Raw genomic sequence first — 11,873 nt, 5'->3', positions numbered from 1 at the left:
TCAAGGCCCCACCCCCTAACTGGGGTGAGGATAACAACAACATCATCCGGCCTGAAAGAGATCAAGAGTCACGTTGTTCATCAGATGCCAGCAATCAGCACAACCTTCTCGCTGAGTGCCGACACCTCGTCCCGTTTCGCCCAGATGCGGTACACGCCGCGCTCGATCCGTTCCAGACCGAGGTCCGCCGCGTTCAGCGCGTTCCCGCCGGTGTACTCGATGAGCAGCTCCGTCTCCCGTGCCGCGTGCACCAGGAACGGGGCGCCACGCCACTCGCAGACGGTCGTCACGTGCCAGACCGCCGAGCAGTCGGCCGCGGGAACCGTGCGTACGAACCGGCCGGGCGCCACCTCCGCGAAGCCGTCGGCGGGGGCCGAGGCGTACAGGCGCATGAAGAGCCGGCCGTCGACGAGGTCCGCCGCCGCCTCGTGGTCGGTCCCCGCCCAGCGGGCGCGGTAGGACTCCGGGTTCATGACTGCTCCACCATGAGCCAGCGGCCGTGGTCGGCGTCGTACCTCGCCTGGACCCGCTCCTCGCCGTCGGCCGCCAGCTCCACGATCTCGGCGCCGTGCGGCAGGCCGATGCCGTCGATCTTGTACTCCCTGATGGTCTCGACCGCGTTCGGCACCAGCCCCATGCCGGCGAACGGCGGCTCCTCGATCACCCAGCCCGCCACCGCCGTCCGGCCCGCCTCGTCCACCCCGCCGTACGGCGTGCGGTAGAGCTGCGGCCCGATCGCCGGCCAGCGCAACAGGTTGACCGCGCCCTCCGAGGTCAGCGCGTCCTCCTGGAGCAACGCGTCGGCGAGCACGGACGGCGTCGCGATGTGCGCGACGTCGAGGGCGTGATGGCAGTAGCCGGAGACCCGCGGCGGCCCGCCGCCCAGCAGCTCCTGGATCTGCGCCACTTCGAGCACCTTCTGCACGATCGGGAGTCCGCTGTCCGGCTCGGCCGCCAGGTCCTGTTCCAGCGTGGGCACCGCCAGCCTCGCGACCGTGCCCGGTTCGAGCAGGAACGACGGCTCCAGCCCCGCGTTGACCGCCAGGCCCCAGCGGGGATCGGGCCAGCCGGCCGCGAGCTCGACCAGCGACAGGATCCGGAAGTGCCGTACGGCGTCGCCCGTCGCCTCCCGCATCGCCTCCGCCGAGGTGTAGACCGCCACCCACACCCGATCCGCCCCGGGGAACGTCGCCCAGGCGACCGGCTCGTCGCCCCTGGCGGCGGCGTCGGTCACCGGGCAGGCGAAGTCCGCGTACCGCAACAACGCGAGACAGGTGGTCAGGTCCTCCCGGGCGTGCGCCTCCTGGAGCCGCTCCTCGAACGCGGTCGGTGCCTGCATGGCGACACCCTAGTAGGTGCACTCGGCTTCCCTGTAGGTTGCGCGTGTGACGGATCGGCCGGTAGCCCGCACCCGCGACGAGGCTCTCGTGTACCTCGACCTCAACCCGTGCGAGTGCGGCTCAGTGGAGACCGAGTGGGCCAGCGGCGTGGTCAGCGTCGAGGGCGCGCTGGTCAAGTGCTACGAAGGCGACTGCGAGGGCTGCGGCGCGGAGCGGGAGTACCTGTTCACGCTGCCCGCGCGCGAGGTCATGCCCGTCGGCTGGCCGACGTTCGGGGGGCCGGAGCCGTCCCAGCTGCTCGACGCCGGAGAGTGGATGTGGCTGGCCGACCTCACGGCCGGCAACGTCCCCGACGACCCGGAGGACGCTCGCCGGGCGTTGTCCATGGCGCGTTCGGCGATGGAGGAAGTGCTCAAGTTCATCCCCGAGGGGCAGGACGACGTCCCCGCGGAGGCGTTCTGGTCCGTACGCGGCCGGGAGGTGCGCGCCGCCGAGCCCCCGCGCTTCCGCCGCGATCGCCTGCTGGTCGTCAGGGACACCTACCGGGACCTCGCCGGAGGCTGACCCGGCGGCGGGGAGAGCTGGTGCGCGCTGAGCGCCTGGCGGCGGTGGTCCCGCGGGCTGATGCCGTAGGTGGTGCGGAACGCGCGGCTGAACTCGGCGCCGTTCCGGAATCCCCAGCGGACGCCGATCTCGCCGATCGGGCGGTCCTTGAGCCGCGGGTCGGCCAGGTCGGTTTGGCAACGTTCGAGCCGGCGCCGGCGGATCGCGGCGCTGACGGTCTCCGGCCGCTGTTCGAACAGCACGTGCAGGGTGCGTACGGAGATGTGGTGGTGCGCGGCGATGTTCGACGGCGTCAGCTCCGGGTCGCCGAGATGCTGGGTGATGAAGGCGTCGATCTGCGCGGCCAGCATCCGGTGCCGGCTGTCGGACGGCACGGCCTGCTCGGCGTCGAGGCGGCCGGCGAGGAAGGCGGTGACCAGGTCCAGGGCGATGGTGCCGAGCCGGGGGAGCTCGGTGGGGTGGCATTCGGCCGCGTGTTCACGCAGGCCGATGAGATAGCGGGCCAGCATCGCCCCCGACCCGGTACGGGCCGGGAGCCTGGTGGCGAGTAATCGTTCCACCTGGCCGCGAGGCAGGGGCACCGCGTCGCGCGGCAGGAACAGGAGCGTCAACCGGGTCAGGCTGCCGATGTCGAGGAATTCGGTGGCGTAGGGGAAGGACGTGTCGAACAGCGATATGTCGCCGGCCTGCAACCAGGAGTCGTTGCGCCGCTGCTGGAGCCGGATCGGCGTGTCGTGGACCAGGAAGAGCTCGTAGCCCTCGGGGTCGTGCCGGCTGATGTGGGCGGGGGTACGCCAGCCCTTCAGCGGTGACATCGTGAACTCGCCCAAGCGCACGCGCGACAGGTCGACGGAGTGCACCTGGCCGTAGAAGTCGTCGGCGTGGTCGCTGGACAACGACGTGGGCGCGATCTCGTGCGCGGCCAGGTGGGCCCACCACTCCAGGCGGTCCTTGCGCGGGATCGGGTCGGTGGAGACGGTGACCACCGGGCTCGGCCTGACCGTGCGGTGGATCCAGGAACTCCGGTACGAGTGATCGCACTCCGCGTCTACGCCGTCGGTCATCGTCCAAAGAATCCACACCCCGGGCCTTCACCGCAAGACCGTTCAAAGTGAACGTACGGGAAAGTCCGTACCGGCGACCTCGGGCTGTTCCCCGGCGTGCAACAGTTTCCGCACGTGGTTCCTCTTGGGGATGAGGGAACGACGAAGGGCGAGAACTGTTGGAAGGCGATCCCCGTTTCGCGGAGTTCGTCGCCGAACGCGGCGACGCGCTGCTGCGCTACGGCTACGTGCTGGCCGGCAATCCGCACGATGCGGCCGACCTGGTTCAGGAGGCGCTGCTGAAGCTGCGCGGCGCCTGGCCTCGACTGCGCTCGAAGGAGAGCCCGGAGGGTTACGCGCGTACCACGATGGCCAGGTTGCACATCGCGGCCTGGCGGGTGCGCAGACGCGAACTGCTGGCCTGGGACCTGCCGGAGGGCGAGCACCACGACCCGCTGCCCAGCGGCGACGAACGCAGGATGTGGCAGGCGCTGGCCGGGCTGCCGCGCAAGCAGCGCGCGGTGCTGGTGCTGCGCTACTACGAGCAGCTCGACGACGCCGAGATCGCCGCGGTGCTCGGGATCTCCCGCGGCACGGTCCGCAGCCAGGCGGCCCGCGCGCTGGACAAGCTCCGCGCCGCAGTCCCGAGCAACTCGATGACCAGGGGAAGGACGCTGTGAACGAGGTCGAGGAGACTCTCAGCAGGACGCTCGGGCAGGCGGCTGGGCAGGCGCCCCGGCTGCCGGTCGGGTTGCCCGCGCGGCTCGAAGGCATGCACCTGCGCAGACGGCGCCGTACCAGGACGGCGCTGGCCGCCGCGGCGGTCGTCCTGGTCGCGGGCGGGACGCTGGCCGTGACGGGCGGCGGCGGCGGGACCACGACGGTGTCGCAGCACGAGGCCGCCTCCGGGGTGCGTGCCGCGAAGCCGTCCCGGCCCGTGGAGAAGGTCTGGCCGAAGGCGGTGCGGAAGATCCCGGAGAAGGGGCCCGACGGGGCGGTGCGGCAACCGGTGGCGTTCGTCGACGACCGTACGCTGCTCATGGCCACGTGGGTGGGCTCCGGGCGGACGACCGCTCTCTACGCCTACGACCTCGACAGCGGCGCTCAACGCAGGATCGCCGCCGTGCCGGAGACCGACGGGGGGCTGATCGCGAGGTTCGCGGTGGGCGGCGGCCAGGTGGTCTGGTGGACCGCGACGAAGGACCGCGTCGCGCGCCTGTGGGCGGTCCCGGTCGGCGGCGGCACGCCCAGGATCGTCGCCGGCCAGAGCATCAAGGAGGGCGACGGCAGCGGGATCGACAACCTCACCGTGGTGGACGGCAAGATCGTCTTCTCTCTGTACGTCGGCGGCGTCTTCACCGTCCCCCTGACGGGCGGCGCCGTGACGCCGATCGACGTGGGCGCCGGGATGCACCTGCTGTCCTGGCCGTGGATCGGTACGCCGGGGCAGGGCGGAGAGCCCCACGGCACGGTGTTCGAACGGATCAGGAACGTCGAGACCGGCGAGGTCAGGACGGCCGTCATCCGTCCCGGCGAGGAACTGCTCCTGTGCGGCGTGACACTCTGCCTGGGCGGGACCCGCGACGGCTCCACGTTCTTCCGTAACCGGGACGGCTCGTCGCAGAAGGACGTGCCCGGCATCGTGGCCCAGGGAGACCCGCCGACCCAGGACCGTTTCTACGTCTCCACGTACGGCGACAGGAAGATCGCCGGCGCGGGACTGTACGACCTGGACACCGGCGAGTCAGGCGACCTGGGCATCCCCGGGGAGGGCGACTCCATACGACTGCCGTCCGCGGACCCGACCGGCAGACTCCTCAGCTACACCGTCGGAAACGACCTCTACCTGATCGACCTGGCCGAGATCCGGTAGCCGCGACGGGCCCTGGCGAGCAGGAACGTGACCAGGGCCACGACGACGATGCCCAAGCCGAAGACGCGGAACGTGGCCACCGGCCCCAGAGCCCGCACCGCGAACCCGGCGCCGATGGCGGGCAGGGAGATGGCGGCGTACGCGACGACGTAGAACGCGGACATCACCCGGGCCCGGTGCTCGGGCGGCGCCGCCGCGCCCAGCAGCCCCAGGGACCCGCCGAGCCCGAGACCGCCGCCGAGGCCGATCACCACGCTGGACACGACGAACCCGGCGGCGCTCTCGGCCGAGATCGACAGCGTGAGCAGCGCGACGCCGGCGGCCAGGACGAGCATGCCGGACGAGAGCTGGCCGGAAACCGGCAGGCCGCGCCCGGCGGAGGAGGGGAGACGGCGGGCGAGCACGGGGGCCAGGGCGGCGGCCGTGCCCATGACGAAGATGGCCATACCGCCGGGCAGGTTCCCCGCCGAGCCCATGAGGGCGGGCGCCAGCGCGGGCACCAGGGCCAGGTACAACCCGACGATCGACCAGGACGACGTCACCCCGAGCCCCGACAACACGAACGGCCCCAGGATCTCCTTCGGCACGCCCGGGGCCGCCATCCTGAACCCGGCCCGCGCGCCCACCGTCTCCGGCCGCGCCCGGACCCCGGCGAGCAGGAGCAGGTCCACCGCCGCGAGCACGGCGAAGGGCGTCAGGAGCGGGGCGGGCGCGTACTCGACCAATACCGCGCCGAGCAGCCCGCCGACCCCCACCCCGAGCCCGCTGGCCAGCGTGTTGAGCAGCCCGGCGGCGGCGGGACGCAGGTCGAGCAGGGCCGCGCCGGCGGCGCTGATCGCGACGCCGGTGGCCAGGCCCTGAAGGCCGCGCGCGACGAACAGCCAGCCCACCCCCGACGCCGCCAGGAACAGCCCGAGCGAGACGAGCAGCCCGGCGAGTCCGGCCAGAATGGCCGGACGCCGTCCCCACGAGTCGGAGATCCGCCCGAACAGCAGCAGCGCCGCGAGCACACCGAGACAGTACGCGGCGTAGACCAGCGTCAGCGTGGACGTCGGGATCTCCCAGGCGGACGCGTAGAGCTTGTAGAGCGGGGACGGCGTGGCCGACGCGGCCAGGCAGAGACCGATGACCCCGGCCTTGATGGTGATGTCGTTCACTCACCTCACCCTGGCGAAGTCGTTCTGCCGCCACGAGTGGCAGGACTGCCCACCTTCGTCAAAATCCTGCCGCTAGTCTGGGACACGTGAAGGCTCCTGGAGTGGTCGCGGTGGCCGTGATCGACGGCATGCCGATGTTCGAACTGTCCATCGCCTGCGAGACGTTCGGCCTGGAGCGGCTCGACCTCGCCGACCCCTGGTACGAGCTGCGCCTGGCCGCCTCCGGCCCGGTCCGCACCCGCAACGGGTTCGCGCTGACGCCGCCGTACGGGCTCGACGCGCTGGTGAGCGCCGACACGGTGGTCGTACCGGCGCTCCCGGGCGTCTACGTGGACGGCGACGCCCGGCTGGACGCCGACCTGCTGGACGCGCTCAGAGCCGCGCACGACCGCGGCGCGCGCCTGGTCTCGTTCTGCACGGGCGCGTTCGCGCTGGCCGCCGCGGGCCTGCTCGACGGCCGTACCGCCACCACCCACTGGATGCGCGCCGACCTGCTGCGCGCCCGCCATCCGCGCGTCCGCGTGGACGCGTCCGTCCTGTACGTGGACGACGGCGACATCCTGACCAGCGCGGGCCGCAGCGCCGGGCTCGACCTGTGCCTGCACGTCATCCGCCAGGACCTCGGCTCGGAGGTCGCCAACCAGGTGGCCCGCCGCCTCGTCGTCCAGGCCCACCGGCCGGGCGGCCAGGCCCAGTACATCCAGGCCCCGATGCCCCGCACCGAGGGCGACGGCCTCGCGCCGGTGTTGCAGTGGGCGACCGAGCGCCTGCACCGCCCGCTCACCGTCGCCCAGCTGGCCAGGCAGGCCGGGCTGAGCTCCCGTACCCTGGCCCGGCGTTTCCACGACGCCACCGGCACCACGCCCCTGCGCTGGCTGCACGCGCAACGGCTGTCCCGGGCCAGGCAGCTCCTGGAGTCCACCGACCTGCCCGTGGACCGGGTCGGCGAGGAGTGCGGGCTGGGCTCGGCGGGCAACCTCCGGCACCACTTCACCCGCGCCGTCGGCGTCACCCCGACCGAGTACCGCAGGGCCTTCCACGAGACCCGCACGTGAGCTTCACGCGGATTCGTCGCCCGGCGACGTGAGGTCGACGTAGGTCCGCGTGAACACCGTCAGCGGGCCGATCCCGCCGGTCGGCAGTTCACCGGCCGCCTCCTCGCCGCTGATCGCCGGGTTCATCCGCAGGACGAGGTCGTCCGAGCTCACCTTCGGCGTACTGGTTACCACGCGCAGCTGGGCCGCCCACTCCTCGCCCACGAACTGCGACTGCCACAGATAGAAGTACCGTTTCCACTCGGTCGGCAGATCTTCCAGACCCGGAAGCAGATCGGAGGCCAGCACCTGTTCCGCGGTCGTCACGGCGAGCACCAGGAGATTCGCCGAATAGTACGCGTACCGCTCCGCGGGACTGGCGATCCTGGGCCGGTAATTGGGCAGGTCGACATCGGTCTGCGCATTCAGCCGCTTGAAAAGCCGCCGTACCAGGGCGTGCCAGCGATCGGCGTCCTGGCCCATCTTGGCCAGCTCCGCCAGGAACACGACCGCCGGGGCGCGCGACGACAGGGTCGCCCACGACAGCAGCGAACGCAACAGGGAATCGTCCAGGGTCTCCGTGAGAATACGCCGGGGCATGGAGACCATCTCGGTCAGCAACGATTTGACGAGCCGCGCGATGAGGAATTCGCCGAACGTCGCGTGCAGGAATTCGTACGCGCGGACCACGTCCGCGTCCCGGGCCGCCTTCGCCTCGTAAATGAAGAAGAACCGGCCGAAGGTCTGCTCCCCGAGGCTCGCCGGAGTGGAGAAACTGGGCTCACGCAGATCCTGTCGAAGAGCGCCCAGATCGTCGCTCACCTGCACCGACGTGGCCCACTGGCTGCGCCGGTTGAGCATGGAGAAGGCCACGAAACCCAGCCGTTGCAGCTCCAGCTCGGCGCGGTCGTCCAGCTCGTAGGTCGGGCACCGGCCCTTCTTCAGCTCCCTCTTGACGAAGCTGATGATCAATTGCTCGTACAACTCACCCTGTCCCAGGCCGGGTGCGGCCTTTCCCAGCGCGTTGTCGTCGGCGTCGTACAGCGCGAGCATGAGCAGGAGCAGCGGCTGTTCGGCGAGATCGCGATGGGCCAATGCCAGGGCGAGCGTGAAAGGCTTCACGTCGAGCCTGTTGAAGTACGAGGAATTGGTCTTGTTCCAGACGCGCAGCCAACGGCCTATCTGATCCTCGTCGAACGGTTCGAGCCGCGTGACAATCGTGCTCGTCGAGGGCTGCGCACAATGGAACACGGCGGTGCGCGACGTGACGATGACCGCGACGGTACGCCCCGCCGCCGCCTCCCGCTCCTGAAAACGTTCGACCTTTCCCAGGTAGTCGGACTGCCTGACGCCGGTCGCCTGCAGCAGCTCGTCGAAGCCGTCGAGAATCAGCACCGGCAACGCGTTCCCCGCCGATCGGGCGAGAGCGGGCCAGCGCAGTTTCTCCCCGGTCGCGTGATAGATCGCGTCCTCGATCTGCTCCTGGACGTCGGCGTTCGCCGACACCTCGCGCAACGGCACCAGGACGGGGAAGAACGCCGTCGGCAGGCGCGCGCCGAGGATCTTGGTGAGCACCGACTTGCCCGCACCCGGCTGGCCCAGCACGATCACCGGCGTACGTCCCGCCGCCGAGCGCGTCAGGCAGGCGGCGAGGAAGCTCGGCAGGTCCTCGCGTACCGGCTTGTCCTTCCACCAGGACTCCATGCTCGGGTTGTCCCGTCCCGACAACACCTCACCCGCGCGGAACCGCTGCGGCAGGTACGCCTCCTCCAACGTCGGTAATCGCATCCCGACGGGCACGTCGCCGGTCTCCGCCACCGAACACGCGAGTGCGTTCTGCTGCGTTCTCCTCAACGCCTCAAGCTCCACGGGGAGGACCTTGCCGGCGGTCATCCCCGCCAGCACCCGTTCCAGCCCCGCGAGGCTGGCCCGGGTGGCCTGGTGCTCGGTCATCTGGGCCCACAACGCGAACTCCGGCACGTCGCCCGCCAGCCGCCGGTAGCCGTCCTCGTACCGGGCCAGCGCGAGCCCCGGCAGCGCCATGCCGACCTCCATGATGATCTGCTCCTCTCCGTGAGAGGTCAGCTCGTCCCAGCCGGCGACGCCCTTGAGGACGCTGAGCATGTTGTGCGCGAGCCTTTCGTAGAACGTGACGATGTCGGCCCTGACGTCTTCGTACGGGCGCTGCGGCGACGGGCACGGCGGCACCTCAAGGCCGTCCAGGACGATGCGCACGTTGTCCTGGAGCTTGCCGCGCCGCTTCGGGGTGAGCGCGCCCGCCGTCCGCTTGACGAGCCGCAGGTCGTCGTCGGTGAACGGGAGCCTCAGGCCGTCCACGGCCTCGAAGAGCGACGTGATCACGAGGATCTCGTGAGCGGCCTCGATCCGTTCGGTACGGCTGCGCCAGTCGTCGCCGGACCGCCACTCGCGCCATCGTCCGAGCAGGTCGTTGCCCAGCCTGATGAGCTCGTTCTTGGCGTCGACGAGGTCCCAGAGACCGAGCGTGCCCAGACCGAGCAGCGTGTCCAGCTTCTTGATCGCCGGATCCGTGCCACCCAGCAGACGCACCGCGTCGCCGTACCGGTACTCACGGTTCATGACGGAATTATGAAGCTGTCGACACAGATGTGTCCCCTCTTCCCCCAATCCCCACCAACCCCGCATCTCCGCCCCTGGTCACGGCCCCCACCCCTGGCAACCGACACCCACCGAGACGAACCCTGCCCCCATTCCCCGGCCCTGCCATTTCACAAGGCCCCTTTTCGCCCCCACTGCTCGTGCGACCTACGTCGAAGTCGTCAGCGAATACAATCACTCAACGTTGGATGTCGATGCGTATGAGGAGTCGACGTGGAGTCATTTGGCGGCCTGTCCGATCCGGCCGTCCAACGGATGCGAGAAGAGCAGCGCCGCCTGGCGGCAGCACACGCGATCTCCAGAGTGGCCCGCCTCGCCATGGGCGTGTTCACGGGATCGCTCGGGATGCTCACGTCCCTGGTAAGCCAGACGCCTACCAACCATAATTGGGACCCCGGAATGCCTGATTACAGCGACCCAGACTTAGTGCTGATCGCGACAGGCGCATCCGGTTTCGCCGTCTTCTTTTTTGCGTTGACCATGGCCTTCTTCTGGCGGAGCAAGATAGCGGTTGCCGTCTCGTTCCCTTTTCTCGCCGGCGAGCTCTACCGATTCGCCACTGTTGTGCCCCACTTCACCGGTTGATTCGCCCCACCAACGCGTTGAGAGCGCAGCAGGCCGGACAGTCGCCCGCCAGCCGCCACAGGAAGACCGACTGGCGGCCCCTCGATCATGGTCTACAGTCGGCGAGCGCCAACGAGAACGGACGGGACTCCGTGAGACTGGAGGCCCGCCCGTACTTGTGATGTCTGCCCTGGTCAGCGGCTTGAACCGCTGATCAAGATTGTGTGCCCCCTGTAGGATTCGAACCTACGCACCCGGCTCCGGAGGCCGGTGCTCTATCCCCTGAGCTAAGGGGGCGACGAGTGATAAGGCTATCAGCATCCGGGGACCACTCGGCACCAGATAACGCTCCTCGAACGCATCCTGCGAAAACCCCGCGTGACCGCCCCGCTACGGGCTAGCTTTGCGCCCGTGAGCGACGTTCTTGGCAAAGTACTGGTCGTGGATGACGACGAGGTCATCCGGCAGCTCATCGCGGTCAACCTGAACCTGGAGGGGTTCGAGGTGTCGACCGCCACCGATGGGCAGGACTGTCTGGATCGCGTGATGGACGTCATGCCGGATGTGATCACGCTGGACGTGATGATGCCGTGCCTCGACGGGTGGGCGACGGCGGAGAAGTTGCGTACGGAGGAGGCGACCAGTCATATCAAGGTCGTCCTGATCACGGCGCGGGCGCAGGACGATGACCGGAGGCGGGGGCTGGGGATCGGGGTCGACGCTTATCTGACGAAGCCGTTCGATCCGGCCGAGCTCATTCAGGTGGTGCGGGAACTCGCTTTCGGGGCTCAGAGTTGATGGGTTTGTAGGCGCTGGGGGCGAGGCGCCGGGATTGGTGGGAGCGGCGAGGGGAGCGCCGTCCCGGCCGGGCTCGGGTGCACGTCGGCGGCGACGACCATCGACGTGTGAGAGGTACGACGTGCGCAGTTCGATTTTCGGCAACCTGGACGCCCAGCCGCTTCCCGCCGGCTTCGCCCTGGAGAACCACAAGATGCTCCGGGTGCAGTTGCCTCATGAGGTGCTGGCCAAGCAGGGGTCCATGGTCGCGTTCCAGGGGCAGATGGAGTTCGACTACGAAGGGGCCGGGGGGCTCGGGAAGCTGTTCAAGAAGGCCGTGACGGGGGAGGGCACCTCCCTCATGCGCGTACGGGGACAGGGGCTGCTCTACCTGGCCGACAACGCCGACGACATCCACCTGTTCTACCTGGAGAACGAGGGGCTCACGGTCAACGGACGGAACCTGCTGGCGTTCGGGCCGGAGCTCAGGTGGGACATCCAGCGGGTTCAGGGGGCCGGGGTCGCGGCGGGCGGGCTGTTCAACACCACGGTGACCGGCACCGGATGGGTGGCGGTGACCACGCACGGCACGCCGGTGTTGCTGGACGTGGCGAGGATGCCGACGTTCGTGGACGGGCAGGCGGCGGTGTGCTGGAGCACCGGGCTGCAGGTCGGGGTCAATCGCACGATGAAAGTGGGGGCCCTGATCGGGCGGGGCAGTGGCGAGGCCATGCAGTTGGCGTTCCGGGGGCAGGGGTTCGTACTGGTGCAGGCGAGCGAAGGCGCGCCGGTGGTGCAGGCGTCATGAGAACGCCGGTCGTGCAGGCGTCGTGAGGGCGCCGGGCGTGCGGCGAGGCGTAGACAGGTAATTAGCTAATTGCCAT

At 69.7% G+C, this 11,873-nt stretch carries 12 protein-coding genes and 1 tRNA gene; 7 read left to right on the top strand and 6 right to left on the bottom strand.

Features of this window, described 5'->3' with window-relative positions; genetic code table 11:
* Positions 1–80: 80 nt before the first annotated feature.
* Positions 81–473: a hypothetical protein gene (locus DMB42_RS07505; RefSeq protein ID WP_125631960.1), complete on the bottom strand. Its 393-nt coding sequence runs from the start codon at positions 471–473 to the stop codon at positions 81–83.
* Positions 470–1,339: an SseB family protein gene (locus tag DMB42_RS07500; protein WP_125631958.1), complete on the bottom strand. Its 870-nt coding sequence runs from the start codon at positions 1,337–1,339 to the stop codon at positions 470–472. Before DMB42_RS07500 ends, DMB42_RS07505 begins: the two co-directional genes overlap by 4 nt.
* A 46-nt stretch (positions 1,340–1,385) precedes the next feature.
* Between DMB42_RS07500 and DMB42_RS07495 the strand changes: the two genes are divergently transcribed.
* Entirely contained in the window at positions 1,386–1,904 is a 519-nt protein-coding gene (locus DMB42_RS07495; protein ID WP_125631956.1) for a hypothetical protein, read from the top strand.
* On the opposite strand, the gene DMB42_RS07490 is transcribed toward DMB42_RS07495, so the two are convergent.
* Positions 1,880–2,968 (bottom strand): helix-turn-helix domain-containing protein, encoded by a 1,089-nt coding sequence (locus DMB42_RS07490; RefSeq protein WP_185844502.1) that lies wholly within the window; start codon positions 2,966–2,968, stop codon positions 1,880–1,882. The genes DMB42_RS07495 and DMB42_RS07490 overlap by 25 nt on opposite strands.
* A 158-nt stretch (positions 2,969–3,126) precedes the next feature.
* On the opposite strand from DMB42_RS07490, the gene DMB42_RS07485 reads away from it, so the two are divergent.
* Positions 3,127–3,627 carry a SigE family RNA polymerase sigma factor gene (locus DMB42_RS07485; protein ID WP_125631954.1) on the top strand — a complete coding sequence of 167 codons (501 nt, stop codon included), beginning with the start codon at positions 3,127–3,129 and terminating at the stop codon, positions 3,625–3,627.
* Entirely contained in the window at positions 3,624–4,820 is a 1,197-nt protein-coding gene (locus DMB42_RS07480) for a hypothetical protein (protein ID WP_125631953.1), read from the top strand. The genes DMB42_RS07485 and DMB42_RS07480 overlap by 4 nt, the downstream gene beginning before the upstream one ends.
* On the opposite strand, the gene DMB42_RS07475 is transcribed toward DMB42_RS07480, so the two are convergent.
* Positions 4,790–5,977 (bottom strand): MFS transporter, encoded by a 1,188-nt coding sequence (locus DMB42_RS07475; protein WP_125631951.1) that lies wholly within the window; start codon positions 5,975–5,977, stop codon positions 4,790–4,792. The genes DMB42_RS07480 and DMB42_RS07475 overlap by 31 nt on opposite strands.
* Positions 5,978–6,063: 86 nt before the next feature.
* On the opposite strand from DMB42_RS07475, the gene DMB42_RS07470 reads away from it, so the two are divergent.
* Positions 6,064–7,032: a helix-turn-helix domain-containing protein gene (locus DMB42_RS07470; protein WP_221762042.1), complete on the top strand. Its 969-nt coding sequence runs from the start codon at positions 6,064–6,066 to the stop codon at positions 7,030–7,032.
* A gap of 3 nt (positions 7,033–7,035) precedes the next feature.
* On the opposite strand, the gene DMB42_RS07465 is transcribed toward DMB42_RS07470, so the two are convergent.
* Positions 7,036–9,609 (bottom strand): NACHT domain-containing NTPase, encoded by a 2,574-nt coding sequence (locus DMB42_RS07465; protein WP_125631949.1) that lies wholly within the window; start codon positions 9,607–9,609, stop codon positions 7,036–7,038.
* 252 nt (positions 9,610–9,861) lie between these two features.
* Between DMB42_RS07465 and DMB42_RS07455 the strand changes: the two genes are divergently transcribed.
* Positions 9,862–10,233, top strand: a complete 372-nt coding sequence (locus DMB42_RS07455) for a hypothetical protein (protein ID WP_125631945.1) — start codon at positions 9,862–9,864, stop codon at positions 10,231–10,233.
* Positions 10,234–10,437: 204 nt separating this feature from the next.
* Here DMB42_RS07455 and DMB42_RS07450 read toward each other — a convergent pair.
* A tRNA-Arg gene (locus DMB42_RS07450) sits at positions 10,438–10,509 on the bottom strand.
* Positions 10,510–10,623: 114 nt separating this feature from the next.
* On the opposite strand from DMB42_RS07450, the gene DMB42_RS07445 reads away from it, so the two are divergent.
* Both DMB42_RS07445 and DMB42_RS07440 read left to right on the top strand, forming a co-directional pair.
* Positions 10,624–11,010 carry a response regulator transcription factor gene (locus DMB42_RS07445; protein ID WP_125631944.1) on the top strand — a complete coding sequence of 129 codons (387 nt, stop codon included), beginning with the start codon at positions 10,624–10,626 and terminating at the stop codon, positions 11,008–11,010.
* 121 nt (positions 11,011–11,131) lie between these two features.
* On the top strand, positions 11,132–11,797 hold the full coding sequence (locus DMB42_RS07440) for an AIM24 family protein (protein WP_185844501.1): 666 nt from the start codon (positions 11,132–11,134) through the stop codon (positions 11,795–11,797).
* Positions 11,798–11,873 lie beyond the last annotated feature (76 nt).

The sequence above is a fragment of the Nonomuraea sp. WAC 01424 genome (assembly GCF_003947315.1).
GTDB classification, from domain to species: Bacteria; Actinomycetota; Actinomycetes; order Streptosporangiales; family Streptosporangiaceae; genus Nonomuraea; species Nonomuraea spiralis.
Note: the sequence above shows the minus strand (reverse complement) of the source record. Positions and strands in the feature narration are given on the sequence as shown.